The organism is Halioglobus sp. HI00S01, assembly GCF_001635445.1.
GTDB lineage: Bacteria > Pseudomonadota > Gammaproteobacteria > Pseudomonadales > Halieaceae > Halioglobus > Halioglobus japonicus.
The window spans coordinates 59106-77280 of record NZ_LWEE01000413.1 but is presented as its reverse complement, the minus strand read 5'-3'; the positions used below and the strand labels follow the sequence as shown (position 1 = coordinate 77280).

Annotated in this window: 17 protein-coding genes and 1 tRNA gene; 12 read left to right on the top strand and 6 right to left on the bottom strand. The window is 59.6% G+C overall.

Features of this window, described 5'->3' with window-relative positions:
* Position 1: 1 nt before the first annotated feature.
* Both A3709_RS22290 and cysZ read left to right on the top strand, forming a co-directional pair.
* Positions 2 to 205 carry a cysteine-rich CWC family protein gene (locus tag A3709_RS22290; RefSeq protein ID WP_066059909.1) on the top strand — a complete coding sequence of 68 codons (204 nt, stop codon included), beginning with the start codon at positions 2 to 4 and terminating at the stop codon, positions 203 to 205.
* A complete protein-coding gene (cysZ, locus tag A3709_RS22285) occupies positions 202 to 933 on the top strand; it encodes a sulfate transporter CysZ (RefSeq protein WP_066059907.1) in 732 nt (243 codons plus the stop codon). The genes A3709_RS22290 and cysZ overlap by 4 nt, the downstream gene beginning before the upstream one ends.
* Here cysZ and rhlB read toward each other — a convergent pair.
* Together rhlB and A3709_RS22275 are read right to left on the bottom strand one after the other, a co-directional pair.
* Positions 930 to 2291, bottom strand: coding sequence for an ATP-dependent RNA helicase RhlB (gene rhlB / locus A3709_RS22280; RefSeq protein WP_066059905.1), 1362 nt, complete (start codon positions 2289 to 2291; stop codon positions 930 to 932). The genes cysZ and rhlB overlap by 4 nt on opposite strands.
* 83 nt (positions 2292 to 2374) lie before the next feature.
* A complete protein-coding gene (locus A3709_RS22275) occupies positions 2375 to 2962 on the bottom strand; it encodes a DoxX family protein (protein ID WP_066059903.1) in 588 nt (195 codons plus the stop codon).
* 94 nt (positions 2963 to 3056) lie between these two features.
* Here A3709_RS22275 and A3709_RS22270 point away from each other — a divergent pair, with 94 nt between their 5' ends.
* A complete protein-coding gene (locus tag A3709_RS22270) occupies positions 3057 to 4460 on the top strand; it encodes an MATE family efflux transporter (RefSeq protein WP_066059901.1) in 1404 nt (467 codons plus the stop codon).
* On the opposite strand, the gene A3709_RS22265 is transcribed toward A3709_RS22270, so the two are convergent.
* The 4 genes from A3709_RS22265 to hemA all read right to left on the bottom strand — a co-directional run bounded on the left by A3709_RS22265 (position 4411) and on the right by hemA (position 8420).
* On the bottom strand, positions 4411 to 5163 hold the full coding sequence (locus A3709_RS22265; protein WP_066059898.1) for a molybdopterin-synthase adenylyltransferase MoeB: 753 nt from the start codon (positions 5161 to 5163) through the stop codon (positions 4411 to 4413). The genes A3709_RS22270 and A3709_RS22265 overlap by 50 nt on opposite strands.
* On the bottom strand, positions 5153 to 5986 hold the full coding sequence (gene prmC / locus A3709_RS22260) for a peptide chain release factor N(5)-glutamine methyltransferase (protein WP_066059896.1): 834 nt from the start codon (positions 5984 to 5986) through the stop codon (positions 5153 to 5155). Before prmC ends, A3709_RS22265 begins: the two co-directional genes overlap by 11 nt.
* Complete coding sequence (gene prfA, locus A3709_RS22255; protein ID WP_066059895.1) at positions 5986 to 7068, bottom strand: peptide chain release factor 1; 1083 nt, start codon at positions 7066 to 7068, stop codon at positions 5986 to 5988. Before prfA ends, prmC begins: the two co-directional genes overlap by 1 nt.
* Positions 7065 to 8420: a glutamyl-tRNA reductase gene (gene hemA / locus A3709_RS22250; RefSeq protein WP_066059893.1), complete on the bottom strand. Its 1356-nt coding sequence runs from the start codon at positions 8418 to 8420 to the stop codon at positions 7065 to 7067. The genes prfA and hemA overlap by 4 nt, the downstream gene beginning before the upstream one ends.
* A 191-nt stretch (positions 8421 to 8611) precedes the next feature.
* Between hemA and A3709_RS22245 the strand changes: the two genes are divergently transcribed.
* The 9 genes from A3709_RS22245 to acs all read left to right on the top strand — a co-directional run bounded on the left by A3709_RS22245 (position 8612) and on the right by acs (position 18162).
* Positions 8612 to 10381 carry a tetratricopeptide repeat protein gene (locus A3709_RS22245; RefSeq protein WP_066059892.1) on the top strand — a complete coding sequence of 590 codons (1770 nt, stop codon included), beginning with the start codon at positions 8612 to 8614 and terminating at the stop codon, positions 10379 to 10381.
* Positions 10378 to 10971, top strand: a complete 594-nt coding sequence (lolB, locus tag A3709_RS22240; RefSeq protein WP_066059891.1) for a lipoprotein insertase outer membrane protein LolB — start codon at positions 10378 to 10380, stop codon at positions 10969 to 10971. Before A3709_RS22245 ends, lolB begins: the two co-directional genes overlap by 4 nt.
* Positions 10964 to 11800: a 4-(cytidine 5'-diphospho)-2-C-methyl-D-erythritol kinase gene (ispE, locus tag A3709_RS22235; RefSeq protein WP_066059889.1), complete on the top strand. Its 837-nt coding sequence runs from the start codon at positions 10964 to 10966 to the stop codon at positions 11798 to 11800. The genes lolB and ispE overlap by 8 nt, the downstream gene beginning before the upstream one ends.
* Positions 11801 to 11807: 7 nt before the next feature.
* Positions 11808 to 11882 (top strand) — tRNA-Gln (locus A3709_RS22230).
* 100 nt (positions 11883 to 11982) lie between these two features.
* Positions 11983 to 12915 (top strand): ribose-phosphate pyrophosphokinase, encoded by a 933-nt coding sequence (locus A3709_RS22225; RefSeq protein WP_066059950.1) that lies wholly within the window; start codon positions 11983 to 11985, stop codon positions 12913 to 12915.
* A 69-nt stretch (positions 12916 to 12984) separates the two neighbouring features.
* Positions 12985 to 13638 (top strand): 50S ribosomal protein L25/general stress protein Ctc, encoded by a 654-nt coding sequence (locus A3709_RS22220; RefSeq protein ID WP_066059888.1) that lies wholly within the window; start codon positions 12985 to 12987, stop codon positions 13636 to 13638.
* A gap of 23 nt (positions 13639 to 13661) precedes the next feature.
* A complete protein-coding gene (gene pth, locus A3709_RS22215; protein ID WP_066059887.1) occupies positions 13662 to 14249 on the top strand; it encodes an aminoacyl-tRNA hydrolase in 588 nt (195 codons plus the stop codon).
* Between the two features lie 25 nt (positions 14250 to 14274).
* Positions 14275 to 15369 (top strand): redox-regulated ATPase YchF, encoded by a 1095-nt coding sequence (gene ychF, locus A3709_RS22210; RefSeq protein ID WP_066059885.1) that lies wholly within the window; start codon positions 14275 to 14277, stop codon positions 15367 to 15369.
* Positions 15370 to 16230: 861 nt separating this feature from the next.
* Positions 16231 to 18162 carry an acetate--CoA ligase gene (gene acs / locus A3709_RS22205; RefSeq protein WP_066059883.1) on the top strand — a complete coding sequence of 644 codons (1932 nt, stop codon included), beginning with the start codon at positions 16231 to 16233 and terminating at the stop codon, positions 18160 to 18162.
* Positions 18163 to 18175: the final 13 nt, after the last annotated feature.

Here is an 18175-nt window from a genome sequence, read left to right as displayed (position 1 = left end):
TATGGACAACAGCAGTGCAGATCAATGCCCTCTCTGCGGCGAGCCCAACCAGTGTGCCATGGCCGCTGGCCAGCCTGCCGAGAGTTGCTGGTGCATGACCGCCCAGATCGCACCGGAGGCCATCGAGCGACTGGCGCCCGAAGACAAAGGCACCCGCTGTATCTGCCCACGCTGCGGTTCCACCCCCACCAGGAGTTCAATTTGAAAGGCAATGTCGTCAACGGCGTAGGGTACCTGTTTGAAGGTGCCAAGCTGCTCACCCACCCCTCACTGCGCCTCTTTGTGCTGGTGCCTCTGGCCATCAATATCGTGATTTTTGGCACCTTGATCAGCATCGGCATGAGCTATCTCATCGACTGGATGGACCAGGCCCTGGCCTGGGTGCCGGACTGGCTCAGCTTTATCGAATGGATACTCTGGCCACTGGTCGGCCTGACCCTGAGCCTGATGACAGGCTATATGTTTACGGCTGTGGCCCTGATCATCGCCTCGCCGTTCAACGGCCTGTTAGCCGAAAAAGCGGAAGAACTCCTAACTGGAAAGGAAGTACCGGCCCTGGAGGGGCTGGGCGCGGCACTGATGATGGTGCCGCTGGGCATTGTGCGGGAACTGGCCAAACTCATGTACTACCTACCCATGGCAGCGTTCGTCCTGCTAATAACCTTTATTCCCGTGTTGAACACCGTGGCCCCGCTGCTTTGGTTCCTGCTGGGAGCGTGGATGATGTCTATCCAGTTCGTCGACTACCCCATGGACAATCACCAGCTCAGCTTTGGCGACGTCAAAGAGGCGGTGCGCAGCCGCCGCCTTAGCAGCATGGGATTTGGCGGCGCCGTGGCGCTGTGCACCGGCATACCCATTGTGAACTTCTTTGTGGTACCGGCAGCCGTCGTGGGCGCCACATTGCTGTGGTGCCGAGAGCTGAATCGCTAAACGAGCAGCTCCGCAGGGGGGTAGGTGCACTCCAGCTTCGCGCCAAGCAAGGCCTCGAGGTCAGGCAGCAAGAATGCGTCGTCTTCACTAGCAAAACTGATAGAGGTGCCAGTGGCGCCGGCACGACCAGTACGACCGATGCGGTGCACGTAGTCTTCCGGATCCTCAGGCAGGTTGTAGTTCACCACATGGCTGATGCCATCGACGTGAATACCGCGCCCCGCCACGTCGGTGGCCACCAGCACCTTGATCTCACCGGTTTTGAACTGTTCCAGTGTGCGGGTGCGCTTACCCTGGGGAATTTCACCCGACAGAATACCCGCCTTCACACCTGACTTACGCAGCCGCTCGTGCAGCCTCCGCACCTGGTCGCGGCGATTGGCGAACACAATCAGGCTGTTGCAGTCTTCACTTTTAATGACGTTATTAAGCACCCGGTAGCGCTCTTCGCTGCTGACCAGATAAATTTTCTGGTCCACCGTATCGGTGGCAACAGATTCAGGCTCAATCTCAACCGTCACCGGTTCAAAGGTCCACTGCTGGGAAAGATTGATAATGTCCTGGGTAAATGTCGCCGAGAACAATAGCGTTTGACGGTTTTCCTTGCGAGGCGTGGCACGGACAATACGCTTCACCTGCGGGATAAAGCCCATGTCGAGCATCCGGTCCGCCTCGTCGAGCACCAGTACCTCGATGTGATCGAGATAGAGATCGCGGCGAGTCATGAAATCGATCAGGCGGCCCGGCGTAGCCACAACCAGATCAACCACGTTGTTCTGCAAGCGGTTGAGCTGCTTCTGGTAATCCATACCGCCAATCAGGGTGACCACTTCCAGCCCGGTGTGCTTGCCGAGGTCGGCGGCATCCGCAGCGATCTGCATGACCAGCTCACGGGTGGGCGCAATCACCAGCGCGCGCGGCTCGCCAATAAAGCGCTCACCCTCAACAGGGTTGCTCAGCAAATCATTGAAGATGGTAATGAGGAATGCGGCCGTTTTACCGGTGCCTGTCTGCGCCTTGCCAATCGCGTCATTGCCTTTGAGTGTATACGGCAACACTTGACCCTGAATAGGCGAGCAATATTGAAAGCCGAGCTCGGCAATACCGCGCATCAGTTCGTCGCGCAGGCCGAGGTCGTGGAAGCGTACCTTGCCCTCTTCTGGCTCAACGACAAACTCGTCGATGCTCCAGGGCTGGGGAGCAGCTTTGGGCTTGCGAGAACGGCGGCGTTTCTTGTTGCCGCTGGCCTGCTGCGCCTGCTCCTTGCGCGGCGACTTGTTCTGACCTGCAGGGGCCTGGACAGCTGCACCAGCACTGTTGTTCTTGCCGGTAATACGCCCTACAAAACTCTTGATCAATTGACTGTAATCCTGTGACTGCTCAAAAAACGCGCTAGTCTATCATAGCGCGGCCAGCGCCGCGCCTACAAAAAAGAGCAGGATTAACGGGCTGGGAACAGCCTCGAGAGGTAGTAATCCACGCTGGTATAGCGCCCGCCGCCAGTGAATAACAGCGAGAACAGCATCACCAGATAGGTCACCGCGAACTCAATACCGTTGTTGAGCACTACAAAGCTGCCTTTCTCGGTCAGCCAGGAGTAGTTGCCATGTTCACGCAGAATGTCTTTGGCGGCACCCAGGCGCACCGCCACTTCCTGGGAGCTGGAGTCGGCAATCGCGGCCCAACCGTGGGGCCAGTGGACAGCAAAAATCGCCACTACCATGGTGATCATGAGCGGGATGGAAATCCAGCGGGTTGCCAGGCCAAGCAGCAGCAACAGCGCACCAATAGCCTCGGTGTAAGCCGCCAGATACGCCAGCAACTCAGGCGCCGGCAGGCCCAGCCCCCAGTCGGGGTTGCCAAACCATTCAATGGTGCTGTCGATACCCTTGATTTTCTGGGTGCCCGCCATCCAGAACACCGGCACCAAGTAAAGTCGCAACGCCAATGGAGCCAGGCCATCGAGGTGTTGCAGGCGCGGAAAAATAACGCTGTGTATGGTGTAATACCACTGTGCAATTGCGTTCATTGAGCATTCCCTACCGAATTATTCACTCTGTGACAGCAAATACCGCCAAAAGGTTTCATCAATTCCGAATTTTGCGCCAAGGCTCCACCCTGGGATGACCACGACATTCAAAGACTATCGCAAGGAAGCCGCCGCCGTCGGCGCTATTGCCTGGCCCACTGTGATTGCCCAGCTGGCGCAAATGGGCACCGGTGTCGTCGACACCGTAATGGCCGGACGCTACAGCTCGGTCGATCTGGCGGCGATTGCGATCGGTTACAACATCTGGCTGCCACTGTTCCTGCTGACTCTCGGCATCATGCTGGCTGTCTCGGTCATCGTCGCCCAGGATTTTGGCGCGCGCAAAACCCAGGCGATCCGCGACATTTTGCCCCAGTCGCTGTGGCTGGCCATCATTCTGGGCGCCATTGTGGGGCCAATTTGCTATCAGATGGGACCCTTGCTGGATATGCTCGGGCTCGATCCCATCACATCGGACAAAAGCCTGGCCTATATGCAGGCGGTGGCATTCGGCCTGCCCGCAGTGGTGATTTTCCAGGCCCTACGCTGCCACACCCAGGGACTGGGCATAATGCGTCCCTTTGCCGTTGCCAGCGTGCTCGGTTTTATCGCCAACATCCCCCTTAACTATATGCTGATCTATGGCAAGTGGGGGGCACCCGAACTGGGCGCAGCGGGCTGCGGCTGGGCCACCGCCATCTCCATGTGGCTTAGCCCACTGCTCATCGGTGGCTATATCCTGCTCAGCAAAACCATCAAGCCCTACCTCCCGGAGCGGATCATGGTGGCGCCCGACTGGACAGCCATAGGACAAATTTTGCGTCTGGGCTTACCGATCGGACTGACCTTCTTCCTGGAAATTGGCGTCTTTACCGTGGTCAGCTTGATGATTGCCACATTGGGGAACAATGCCATGGCGGCACACCAGATCGCCTACAACGTATGGGATGTGGTTTACATGCCGCTGATCAGCGTGGGCTCAGCCATGGCCACGCGGGTGGGTCACGCTATCGGCAGCGGCCGACACGAGCAGATCAAGCTCGCAGTGGCAACAGGCACAGGCATGACGTTGCTCGTGGGCGTTGTCTCAACCGTAGTGTTGCTCTCTATTCCGTCGCTCATCATCAGCGCTTACACCGCCGAGTCGGGTATCCATGTAATTGCGCTGCGCCTGGTGCAACTGGTGGCCATTTTTATCGTCATCGATTCGACCCAGGTGGCGGCCTCTTATGTGCTACGCGCGTTTAAAGACACTCGCTTCCCGTTCCTGGTCATGTGCTTCGCTTATTGGGGCTTATCGCTGCCGCTGTCCTGGTGGCTGGGTCTGAAAGTGGCAGAAAACCCCTCAGATGGCACCGCCGGCATCTGGGTCGCGTTAATCGCGGGAATTTGCTTTTCGACCGTGCTGGTGGGCTGGCGCCTATACGGCAAGCTACAAAAACTGCCCGTCAGCGCTGCTGCGCACAATCAGGGCATTCAGGACGGGCCGCAAGCCTGAGCTGCTGCTGCTCGGCGGTACGCAGGTCCATCATAAGCAGCCGGCCCCGCAGGGGTTCACCGAACCCTGTGAGCAACTTCAACGCCTCCATAGCCTGCAGCGCGCCGAAGATGCCCACCACCGGCGCCAAAACGCCGCTGTCACTGCAGCTCAGGGCCGTTTCAGCGCCTTCACTGGGATACAGGCAGCGGTAACAGGGGCCGCCGCCGGCAACATCAAACACCGAGAGCTGCCCTTCACTGCGCACGGCCGCGGCCGACACCATTGGGATACCTGCGGCAATGCAGGCCCGATTCAGGGCGAAGCGGGTGGGAAAGTTATCACTGCAATCCACAACGAGGTCGACAGCTTGCACCGCAGCGGCAAGCGCGTCGCCAGCGAGGTGCTCTGTGAGCGTAGTTACCGTCACACCGGGATTAATATCAGCAATGCTCGCCGCGGCAGACACCGCTTTGTTGCGGCCAATATCGGCCTCGCCATGGGCAAGCTGGCGCTGCAGGTTACTCAACTCCACGGCATCGCCATCCGCCAGCACCAGCGTGCCAACTCCGGCCGCCGCCAGGTACAGGGCCGCCGGACAACCGAGGCCACCCAATCCTACAATCAAAACCCGGGATTCCAGCAATCGCTCCTGACCAGCCACATCGAAATCGTGGAGCAGAATCTGGCGGTTGTAGCGTAATAACTGCTCGTCACTCAACACTCAGCTGCCCTCCACTAATACGCTCGTGGCCACCCAGATCGCGCCGTGACATCACCGCAGAAAAACCATTATCGGTCAGCAATTGGCGCACGGCCGGCGCCTGGTCATAGCCGTGCTCCAGCAGCAGCCAGCCACCTGGGGCGAGGTAATCGCCCGCGTTGGCACACAAATGCGCGAGATCGGCCAACCCCTGAGCCGCCGCCACCAGCGCACTATCAGGCTCAAACCGCACGTCACCCTGGCTTAGATGGGGATCGCCGGGGGCAATATAGGGTGGGTTACTGACGATCAGGTCAAAGTGCTCTCCGGACAGTGCTGAAAACCAGTCAGATTCCAACACAACCACCTGCTCGAGCTGACAGCGACGGGCATTGCGCAGAGCAAGCGCCACGGCCTCGGTACTGGCATCGGTGGCGGTAATCTGCCAGCCGGGCTTCGAATGCGCCAGGGCCAGTGCAATGGCGCCGGTACCCGTGCCGAGGTCGAGCGCCCTCACCGGCTCGTCCAGTGGCAGCTCTAGGGCCCACTCTACGAGCGTTTCTGTATCGGGACGGGGNATCAGGGTAGAGGGATTTACCTCCAGGTCGAGCGACCAGAATTCACGCTGACCTGTCAGGTGCGCCACCGGTTCGCCGCGCTTGCGACGCGCCAGCAGTGCCTGAAACTGCGCCAGCGTCTCGCCTTCAACGGCGGCCTCCGGCCAGGTATACAACCAGGTACGGGATTTTGCCAGACAGTGTCCGAGCAACACTTCGAGGTCGCGGCGCGGGCTGTCACCGGGGAGATCGTCTACGCCCTGCAGCAACTCGGCCACGGTGGCCATCAGCCCGCCAGTGCTGCCAGCTGATCCGCCTGATACTCCTGCCGCAGTGGGCCAACCACGGCGTCCAGCTCACCTTCCATTACCTCTGCCAGTTTGTAAAGAGTCAGGTTGATGCGGTGGTCGGTCAGGCGTCCCTGGGGGAAATTGTAGGTGCGAATGCGGTCACTGCGATCACCCGTACCCACCAGGTCGCGACGCATGGAGGCCTGCTCTTCAGCGGCTTTGTCCTGGACACTGGTCAACAGCTTTGCCTGCAGCAGCGACATAGCCCGAGCCCGGTTCTTATGCTGGGAACGCTCGTCCTGGCACTCCACCACAATACCTGAGGGCAAGTGGGTGATGCGCACCGCGGAGTCGGTCTTGTTCACGTGCTGGCCCCCGGCACCGGAGGCACGGTAGGTATCAACCCGCAGGTCGGCCTTGTTAATTTCCACCGCGTCGACCTCTTCAGCCTCAGGCATTACGGCCACGGTGCAGGCGGAGGTGTGGATTCTGCCCTGGGACTCAGTCTCTGGAACCCGCTGTACGCGGTGCGCGCCAGACTCAAATTTGAGGTGCGCATATACGTCGCGACCCTCGACCCTGGTGATAATTTCCTTATACCCGCCGTGTTCGCCAGGGCGCTCGGACAGCACTTCTACTTTCCAACCCATGCCCTCGGCGTAGCGCGAATACATACGGAACAAGTCTCCGGAGAAAATCGCCGCCTCGTCGCCACCGGTACCGGCGCGAATCTCGAGAAAAACGTTGTGAGAATCGTTGGGGTCGCGCGGGAGTAACAGCGTTTGCAGCTGCGATTCGAGGACCTCGAGTTGCGCGCTGCCTGAATCGATTTCCTCGCGGGCCATATCGCGCAGATCAGGATCATCGTCCTCCAGCATCAACCGCGCCTCTTCCAGGTCACTATTGACCTGACTGAAATCGGCGTAGCATCGCACCACCTCTTCCAATTCCGCATATTCACGGGAGAGGTCTCGGAAGCGGTTCTGATCAGCGATGGTCTCGCTGTCGCCCAACAGGGCCGCAACCTCTTCGTGGCGGTCGGTGAGGGTCTCCAGTTTACTCAGGAGGGATGCTTTCATTGCAATGTGTGTCTCGAATGATCGGTATCTTCAGCGCTGATATCCACACCCTGGGTGGATTCGGTACTGGTCTCAGGGTCGCTCGGTGCCTGTACGCCGAGCAGCCGGCTGGCATCTTCCAACGCCCGCTCACGACCGCTGGCGGAAATTTCCTTCAAGCCGGCGGTCGGCGCATGAATGAGTTTGTTCATCAGCGAGCGCGACAATTGCGTGAGCAGTTTGGCGGGATCCTCGCCCCGGGCCAGGGAGCGCAAGGCCCGCTGTAATTCCTGCTCGCGGGTCTGGTCGGCGGCGCTACGATATTCCTTGATGACATCGACTGCACCGAGTCGACGGGTCTCCGTGACATAAGCCTGGACACCCTCTGCGATAATGACGTCAGCCTTGCGTGCCTCACTCTGACGGCTGCGCAGATTCTCGTCGACAATCTCGCGCAGGTCATCGACGCTGTAGAGATAGATATCACGCAAATCGCCCACTTGCGGCTCGATATCCCGTGGCACGGCAATATCGACCATTAACATGGGCCGGTGTTTGCGAACTTTGATCGCCTGCTCAACTGCTCCCTTGCCGAGAATAGGCAACTGGCTCGCTGTAGATGTGATGACGATATCTGCCGCCGGGAGCTGAGTCGGAATATCCGCCAGCAGCACCGCTTCAGCGCCAAACTGCTGGGCAAGCTCTCGGGCCCTGCCGAGAGTTCGGTTGGCGATGACAATTTGTTTTACTCCGGCATCAATCAAGTGGCGCGTCACCAGCTCAATCGTCTCACCGGCACCCACCAGCAACGCCTGACAGTTCGCGAGATCCGAAAAAATATGCCCCGCCAGATCGACCGCGGCATAGGCCACCGACACCGGGTTCTCGCCAATGGCCGTATCCGTGCGAACCTTCTTGGCGATGGTGAATACCCGCGGGAACAAACGCCCCAGTTCACTGGCCACAGTGCCTGCTTCAGAAGCTACCGCAAATGCCGACTTCAATTGGCCGAATATCTGAGGTTCACCCAACACCATGGAATCCAGACCGCTGGCCACTTGGATGATATGCGACAGTGCCGCTTCCGCCTCGTAGTGGTAGGCAGCGCTGCGCAGTTCCTCAGCGGGTAAATGATGATAATTGGCGATCCAGTCAATGAGATTGGCGGCCCGCTCTGCCAGCGGCTTGCCCGCAGGGACAATGCCGTACAGTTCGGTGCGGTTGCAGGTAGAGAGAATCACCACCTCATCTACCGCGCCGGTCGCACAGGCGTCCGCCAGCGCCTCAGCCACTTGCTCAGGGGCAAACGCAACCCGCTCGCGCACTTCAACGGCGGCGGAGTTGTGATTGATTCCGAGGGCAATCAAGTTCATGGCTGGTCGTTCTGGCTCCTGCAAAAGGGCTGTTCAAAAACCGACGCACCTTAGCACATCCGATCAAAAATTTCTGTTATTTTAACAAGTTAGCCAGCTCATAACAGGCTTCCAACGATCCACCCCGGCTGTGGGTTTCAGGGCCCGTCTATGTCATCATAGCTTGCCTGACGCCATTCGGACCTGACTCGATGTACCGCTTCCTCGCCACCGCCTGTTGCTTTGCGCTGCTCACCGCCTGCGCCAGCACCGACACGCACGAGGAAATTGCAGTGCCTGCGGTCGCCGCCAGCACGCCGGAACAGGCGCCCAAGCCTGCTCCGCCCATCCCGGAACGCCCCATTCCCGCAGACAGCGTCTACCCGCTGATACTGGCGGAATTCGCCATGCGCCGCGGCGATTACAACACAGCGCTGGACGCCTATCTCGAGGAGGCGCCCACCTTGGGCGACGTAGGCGTGGCACGACATACAACCCACCTGGCTCAGTATATGCGCCGGCCGGAAGAATCCCTTGAGGCCGTGCAGCTGTGGCTAGCGCTGGAGCCAGACAGCGTCGAGGCAAACAATACTGCTGCCAGCCTGCTGGCCGCACAACAGCAGCCGCTGCAGGCATTGCCGCACATGGCGGTGGTAGCGCGATCCGATGTCCAGGCCAACTTTCCGCTACTGCTGCAGGGGTTCAATCAGCTACCTCCGGCGCAGCAGGCCGAACTGGTGGCAGGCCTGAATACGCTCGGTGAAGAGTTTCCCGACGACCCCGCCCTGCTAATGACCCAGGCGCTGATTCACGCGGAATTCCAGCAGTACCCCCAGGCCCAGGCCAAGCTGGACAAATTATTCACGGTTGACCCACTGCAGCACCAGGCGCTCCTGCTGGAGGCCCGCGTGCGCCTCAAACAGCAGGAGCAGGACCCATTCCGCCACATCAGAACTGTCCTGGAAGCGCATCCGGAAGATTCTCGCCTGCGCCTGGAATACGCCAAGCTACTCACCAGCACCGATATCGTCGCAGCCCGCGAACAATTCGAAATATTGTCGGCCCAGTCACCACAGGACGCCGACCTGCTACTGTCACTGGCCCTCATCAATCGTGAGAACGGCGATGACTTAGTGGCACGGGCCTACCTGCAGCAGATGTTGGCCCTCAACGCGCGCAACGACGAAGCCCACTACTACCTGGGGCGAATTGCCGAGGATCGCAGCGAACAGGGCGAGGCCGTGCGCCACTACCAGCAAATCGGCGACGGCCGGCAGTATCTGGCTGCCAATCAGCGCCTAGGCCAGATTCTGATCGACAGCGGCCAGTTCGAAGAGTGCCGCGACTGGTTTGCCAGCCAGCGCTTGCGGCTCCCTGCACGCAGCGAACAGCTCTACAATATTGAAGCGGACCTGCTTAGCAGCGGTGGCTATCTGGGGGCCAGCCGCGAGGTGCTGAACCAGGGCATTAGTGATTTCCCCGAGTCGGAGGCACTACTGTACGCGCGATCCATGGTCAGCGAACAACAGAATGACCTGGACCTCATGGAGCGCGACCTGCGCACCATACTCGCCAATGACCCAGATAACGCCACCGCACTGAACGCACTGGGCTACACCCTCACCAATCGCACCGACCGCCACGACGAGGCCCTTGAGTTGATCAGTCGGGCCCTGGAACTGGACCCGGAAGAGCCGGCTATCCTCGACAGCATGGGCTGGGTGCTTTTCCGCCAGGGGCGTGTTGAAGAATCACTGGAGTACCTGATGCGCGCCTATGCCGCATTTCCTGACCCGGAAGTGGCTGCCCACCTGGGCGAAGTGCTATGGGTCAGTGGCGATCACGAATCCGCCACCCGTGTCTGGCAGGGCGCGCTACTGCGCGACCCCAATCACCCGGTACTGCTGAGCACCCTGGAGCGCCTGGGCGTTGAAACCCACCTGCAAACGCTGCCCGGCACTGAGGCCGCTGCAGAACAGTGAACACCCTGACACGGACTCTTCTGCTGGGGTCATTCCTGGTGCTGACAGCCTGCGCAGGAATAGCGCCGCCACCTCCCCACTGGAGCGAGCAGCAGGCGCGTCTGGAGGCCTTCGACCAATTCACCGCCCGCGGCAAGATTGCGTTGCGCACCCCCACCCAGGCGGAATCCGCCAGCCTCACCTGGCAGCAAACCGGACAAAACACGCAGCTGCATCTACAGGGTCCGCTCGGAATCGCTGCCACCACCGTGGAGAGCGATGGGTTCCATGTCGAGATCCGCCAGGGCGACGACATCCAGTATTGGACAACCGACAAGGTCCCGCCCGGGTCGGAGTGGGACCTGCCCCTGCAATCAATGCCATACTGGCTGCGCGGCATCCCAGACCCCAACACCACCAGCGACGCACTGGAGTTTGACCCGGACACCGGCCGGCCTGCCCGGCTGTCGCAACAGGGCTGGGAGGTCACCTACAGCGGCTTCGGCACCTTCGCCGAGCTCACGCTGCCCACCCGTATGGAAGTGTCGCGCGACGATACCTGGGCCAGGATTATTGTGCGCCGCTGGGAAGAGACCGCTACCCGTGACTGACTCGATCACGCTCTTGTCGCCGGCCAAGCTCAACCTGTTCCTGCACATTACCGGGCGACGCAGTGACGGCTACCACGAACTGCAAACCCTGTTTCAGTTGCTGGACTGGGGCGACACCCTCACGTTCACCCCTGACGATAGCGGCGCCATCACCCTGTCTGGGTCGCCGTTTGATATCGAACTGCAGGACAATCTCATCTACCGTGCCGCAGCGCAGTTGCGGACAGGACATCGCGGCGTGCACATTGAAGTGACCAAGCGCATTCCGGAGGGCGGCGGCCTCGGTGGCGGCAGCTCAAACGCGGCCACCACATTGCTGGCACTGAACCACCTCTGGGCACGCGCTTTCAGCAGTGAAAAACTGCAGCAAATCGGGGCCAGCCTAGGCGCTGACGTCCCGGTTTTCGTGGCCGGCCACACCGCCTGGGCGGCGGGTGTCGGGGAAATTCTGGAGCCGGTGGAAATGCCCGAGGAGTGGTATGTGATCGCCGCTCCCAACTGCCATGTTTCGACGGCAGAAATTTTTTCACACGAGCAATTGACACGGGACACCTCTCCCATCACAATAGCCGCCTTTTTCGAGGGGCACTCCCGCAACGACTGCCAGGATCTCGTTAGAAACTTCCATCCGGAAGTTGATAACGCGTTGAATATCCTGGAAAAATTTGGAAGTGCCAGGTTGACCGGAACCGGAGCATGCGTGTTCGCAAGCTTCCCTGAAAAGGCCCAGGCCCAAGCGGTCCTGAGCCAACTGCCCGCGGAACTGAATGCCTTCGCGGCAGCGGGGGTGAATAAGTCACCCGTGCTGGAGGAACTGGTCAACAGCTAGAGTTTACTGGGGTGTCGCCAAGCGGCAAGGCACCGGGTTTTGATCCCGGCATTCGCAGGTTCGAATCCTGCCACCCCAGCCATATTCAGAAATGCCATACATCGGGTGGTGTGTGGCATTATTTTTATGTGCAGCATTCGTCGATTCGCTTTAAAAGGTAACGTCCAGTGTCCTCGAAGATGATGGTTTTCACGGGTAACGCCAACCCTGAACTCGCTCAGAAAATTGCCAGCCGCCTGTATCTCAACCTGGGACATGCGGATGTCGGCAAATTCTCCGACGGCGAGATCGCAGTTGAACTGAATGAAAACGTCCGCGGCAAGGACGTCTTCGTGGTCCAGTCAACCTGCAACCCCACCAACGACAACCTGATGGAGTTGCTGGTGATGATCGACGCCCTGCGTCGTGCCTCGGCAGACAGCATTACCGCGGTAGTGCCCTACTTTGGCTACGCCCGCCAGGATCGCCGAGTACGCTCTGCCCGCGTACCCATTACTGCTAAAGTGGTGGCGGACATGATGGTAGGCGTCGGTGTAGACCGGGTGCTGACCATGGACCTGCACGCAGAGCAGATTCAGGGCTTCTTCGAATGCCCGGTGGACAACGTATACGGCTCGCCGATTCTGATCGACGACATCGTGGCACAGCAGTACGAAAACCAGATCGTGGTATCGCCGGACATCGGCGGTGTAGTCAGGGCCCGCGCCGTCGCCAAGCAGCTGGACGAAGCTGACCTGGCCATTATCGACAAGCGCCGACCCAAGGCTAACGAAGCCCAGGTCATGAACCTGATCGGCGACGTGGAGGGCCGCACCTGCCTGCTGGTCGACGACATGGTCGACACTGCCGGCACACTTTGCCAGGCGGCCAACGCGCTGAAAGAGCGCGGTGCACTGGGTGTATATGCCTACTGTACTCACGGAGTACTGTCCGGCAAAGCCCTGGAAAATATTCGGAATTCCCAGCTCGACCAGCTGGTAATCACCGATACGATTCCCCTCTCTGAGGAGGCTCGCGGCATCGAAAAGATCCGCGTACTAACCACCTCTGACCTGCTGGCTGAGTCCATGCGTCGGGTGGCCAACGGGGAATCTATCAGCGCGCTGTTCAGTTAAGAACAGCTTTTATGAACCCACTGCCGCACCGGTCGCAGGTGTTGCAGTGAATATCAAAGGAGTCTGACAATGTCTGACCAATTTGAAGTACAAGCCGAACTGCGTGAGGACATGGGGAAAGGTGCGAGCCGCCGCCTGCGTCGTCTCGCCGACAAAATCCCTGCCATCATCTACGGTGGTGACAAGGAACCCCAGTCTCTGACCATCATCCGCAAGGACCTGGAAAAGTCTCTGGAAAACGAAGCGTTCTACTCCCACGTACTGGAAGTGAACGTAGGTGGTGATGCACAGAAAGCAATCCTCAAGGATCTGCAGCGTCACCCCGCCAAAGACCTCGTAATGCACGCTGACTTCCTGCGTGTCGACGACAAGGTTGCCATTAAAGTACACGTGCCCATTCACTTCCTGAACGAAGAGAACTGTCACGGCGTGAAGATGGAAGGCGGCATGATCCAGCACCAGGCGACTGACATCGAAGTTAGCTGTCTGCCCGGCGACATCCCCGAGTTCATCGAAGTGGATATGCTCGAGATCAAAACTGGCGAGATCGTTCACCTGTCTGACGTCACTCTGCCCGCAGGCGTAACTTCCGTTGCCCTAGCTCTGGGTGAAGACCACGACCTGGCGATCGCCTCTGTCGTTGCGCCGAAGGGCGGCAAAGACGGCGATGAAGTCGAAGCTGCTGCTGACGACGCCGCTGAAGAAGGCGAAGGCGAGGAGTAATTCCTCGCCTCCTGGCTCCCGCGTTGACAGCCATCAAGCTGATCGCCGGCCTGGGTAACCCCGGTAGTGAATACCGGGGCACCCGCCACAACGCGGGCGCCGATTTCGTTGAGGAGCTGGCGCGCCAATGCGGTGCTACTCTCTCGGCGGAATCCAAATTTTCCGGTCTCGCTGGCCGTATCACCTACGCCGGTCACGACCTCAGATTACTCATCCCCACAACCTTCATGAATCGCTCCGGCAAGGCCGTTGCAGCGATGGCCCAATTTTTCAAAATTGCCCCGGAAGAGATCCTCGTCGCCCACGATGAACTGGATATTCCCGCAGGTACGGCCAGGTTCAAGCAAGGTGGGGGCCACGGCGGCCACAACGGCCTGCGTGATATTGTGCCCGCACTGGGCAACAACAAGAAGTTTCATCGCCTGCGAATCGGCATTGATCACCCCGGCCACGCCTCCAAGGTCTCGGGCTACGTCTTAAGCCGCCCCCCACAGGTAGACCGCGATCGTATCGATGCCAGTATCGACGAGGCCATCAGCGCCCTGCCTCTGCTACTGGACGGCGACGCCACCAAGGCGATGACCCGATTACACAGTTTTAGCGCAGCCTAGCTGCCCAGCACCAAAGGACACTTCCATGGGTTTCAAATGCGGTATTGTCGGCCTCCCCAACGTGGGCAAGTCCACCCTGTTCAACGCACTCACCCGCGCCGGTATCGACGCGGAGAACTTCCCGTTCTGCACCATTGAGCCCAACGCCGGTGTGGTACCGATCCCCGATCCGCGCCAGGACAAGATCTCCGCGATCGTGACGCCGGAAAAAGAAATCGCCACTACCATGGAGTTCGTGGACATCGCGGGCCTGGTGGCCGGCGCATCCAAAGGCGAAGGCCTGGGCAACCAGTTCCTGGCCAATATCCGCGAGACAGACGCCATCGCCCACGTCGTGCGCTGCTTCGAGGATGAGAACGTCATTCACGTGGCCAACCAAATCGATCCCGCCGCCGACATCGAAATCATCAATACCGAGCTGGCGCTGGCCGACCTGGAGAGCTGCGAGAAGCAACTGCAGAAAGTCACCCGCACGGCCAAAGGCGGCGACAAGGAATCCATCGCCATGAAGGCGCTGCTGGAAGACAAACTCCTGCCCCAGCTGAACGAAGCCAAACCGGTACGCGCCCTGTCCCTCGACGAAAACGAAGAGGCGCTGGTAAAACAGCTGTTCCTGCTCACTGTTAAGCCCACCATGTACATCGCCAACGTCGACGAAGACGGCTTCGAAAACAACCCACACCTGGATGTGGTGCGCGGCATTGCCGCTGAAGAGAACGCGGTCGTCGTGGTGATCTGCAACAAGCTCGAATCGGAAATCATTGAGCTGGACGACGAAGAGCGCACCGAATTCCTGGCCGACCTGGGTATGGAAGAGCCGGGCCTGAACCGCGTGATTCGCGCAGGCTACGACCTGCTCAACCTGCACACGTATTTCACTGCAGGTGTTAAGGAAGTCCGCGCCTGGACGGTACCGGTCGGCGCCTCTGCCCCGGAAGCCGCCGGTGTCATCCACACCGACTTCCAGAAGGGCTTTATCCGCGCTGAGGTCATCTCCTACGCCGACTTTATCGAGCACGGTGGCGAACAAGGCGCCAAGGATGCCGGTCGCTGGCGCCTGGAAGGCAAGGACTACATCGTTCAGGATGGCGACGTCATCCACTTCCGCTTTAACGTCTAATCGGTTTATTACTCTTCGGTCCCGGGAGGGTTCAGACCTTCCCGGACCAAAACTCTCCCCAACGTTTGATTACAAATCGAATGGTCTTAGGTGACCGTCCCCAAAACGGCGCACACGCTCAACGTAAGGCAAAATCTCGGTGATCATCGTGGTCTCTTTTAGACGACACGGATCGGGAACGCAGTAAGCCTCCCCGGGACCACCTCAAGGCCCTCCATGGCACGCTTCGGCGTCCCGGAGCGCCGGCCGCACCATCCATGGCTCCCGACGATCCCGGGAAGACTTACTGCGCCCCCGCTCCTGCCCCGGCTACTGACAAGTAGTGCGCCAGTCATGGGCTCTATCTTATATCCAGGAAGAGTGAATGAGCTGTGGTTTAGCGCTTCGAAGCCTTCAGGTCACGCTTGTGCGCAGCGGAGGCGGCGGAGGGCTTTCCGTGGGGAGTGTTTGAGGGCTGCTTGAGGATTGCGCAGCAATCCCACCCCGAGTTGCCCCGCGGCCGCAGCCGCTGGAGTGGAGCACGTGGCCGCGTAGAAGGGCTAAGCCACAGCTCATTCACGATTAGCCTAAACCCATCCTCCTGTCAGTCCACGCTTATGCGCAACAAAGACAGCTTAGAACTTTCTCCGAGAAGTGTTTGAGGGATGCTTGAGAATTGCGCAGCAATCCCACCCCGAGTTGCCCCGCGGCCGCAGCCGCCGGAGTGGAGCGCGTGGCCGCGTAGTAGTGCTATGCCGCCGCTCATTCACGGTTAGCCTGAAAGAAGTCATCTGGCAGACCTTAGACCTTAGTCGGCTTGCCATGCACTGGCGTAACAGTAGAATCCAGAATCCACTGAAAGAATAACCACGGAGGACAACCATGTCCGAGTTTCCGACCCACCCGGTACCCGCCAACTTCAAGGATGCGCACATCGATGCCGACACCTACAAGGCCATGTACCAGCGCTCCATCGACGACCCCGATGGCTTCTTTTCCCAGATGGCCAATGACTTCCTGTCCTGGGACCAGCCCTGGGACAAGGTCATGGACTACGACTTCGTCAAAGGCGAAGCCGCCTGGTTTGCCGGCGGCAAGCTGAACGTCAGCTACAACTGTGTCGATCGACACCTTCCCGAGCGCGCCGACCAGACCGCCCTGATCTGGGAAGGTGACGACCCCGCTGACAGCAAACACATCACGTACGCTGAACTGAAAGATCACGTCTGCAAACTCGCCAACGCGCTCAAATCACGCGGCGTCAAAAAAGGCGATCGCGTGTGCATTTACATGCCGATGATTCCCGAGGCCGCTTACGCCATGCTGGCCTGTACACGCATCGGGGCCGTGCACTCTATTGTCTTCGGCGGATTTTCCCCGGAAGCCCTCAAGGATCGCATCCTCGNCTCCGACTGTCAGACCGTCATCACCGCCGATGAAGGTGTGCGCGGTGGCCGCAAGGTGCCACTCAAGGTTAACGCCGACAAGGCTCTCGAAACCTGTCCCAACGTGCATACCTGTCTGGTGGTGGAGCGTACCAGTGGCGATGTCGCCTGGAACGCAGACCGCGACGTCTGGTATCACGAGCTGGTGGACGGTCAGAGCACCGACTGCGAGCCGGAGTCCATGGATGCCGAGGACCCGCTGTTTATTCTTTACACCTCTGGATCAACCGGCAAACCCAAAGGGGTTCTGCACACCACGGGCGGCTACCTGCTGCAGGCCGCCATGNCCTTCAAATACGTCTTCGACTATCGCGATGGCGAGATCTACTGGTGTACCGCCGATGTGGGCTGGGTAACCGGGCATACCTATATTGTGTACGGCCCTCTGGCTAATGGTGCCATTTCATTGATGTTCGAGGGCGTACCCACCTACCCCGACGCAGGCCGCTGCTGGGAAGTCGTCGACAAGCACCAGGTGAATACGTTCTACACGGCGCCTACCGCCATTCGCGCCCTGCAGGCCGTCGGCGATGAGCCGGTAGCGCGCGCATCACGCGTCAGCCTGCGGCTGCTGGGCACTGTGGGTGAGCCAATCAATCCAGAAGCCTGGGAGTGGTACCACCGCGTCGTCGGTGACGGCCGCTGTCCGATCATCGATACCTGGTGGCAGACCGAAACAGGCGCCCACATGATTACACCACTGCCTGGCGCTGTGCCGTTGAAGCCGGGCTCCGCCACCTTCCCTTTTTTCGGCGTAGAGTTGGCACTGCTCAACGAAGACGGCTCCGAAATCGAGGGACCCGGCGCGGGCTACCTGGTCGTCAAGCGCTCCTGGCCAAGCCAGATACGCACCGTATTCGGTGACCACAAGCGACTGATTGATACCTACTTCATTAACTACCCGGGCTACTACTTCACGGGCGACGGCGCCACGCGTGATGAAGACGGCTACTACTGGATTACCGGTCGGGTCGACGATGTACTCAATGTGTCTGGCCACCGTATGGGTACCGCGGAGGTCGAAAGCGCACTGGTGTTACACGAGGAGATTGCCGAAGCGGCCGTGGTGGGCTTCCCCCATGACATCAAGGGGCAGGGCATTTATGCCTACGTCACACCCATGCAGGGCGTAGAGCCCAGCGAAGAACTTCGCCAGGAACTCATTGCGCTGTGCGTGAAGGAAATCGGCCCTATTGCCAAGCCGGACATCATTCAGTGGGCACCGGGTTTACCCAAAACCCGCTCGGGCAAAATCATGCGCCGTATTCTCCGCAAGATCGCCGAGAATGAACTGGACAGCCTGGGCGACACCAGCACGTTGGCGGACCCCTCCGTTGTCGATAACCTGGTGGCTAATCGGCCTGGTTGAATATCTTGGGGGC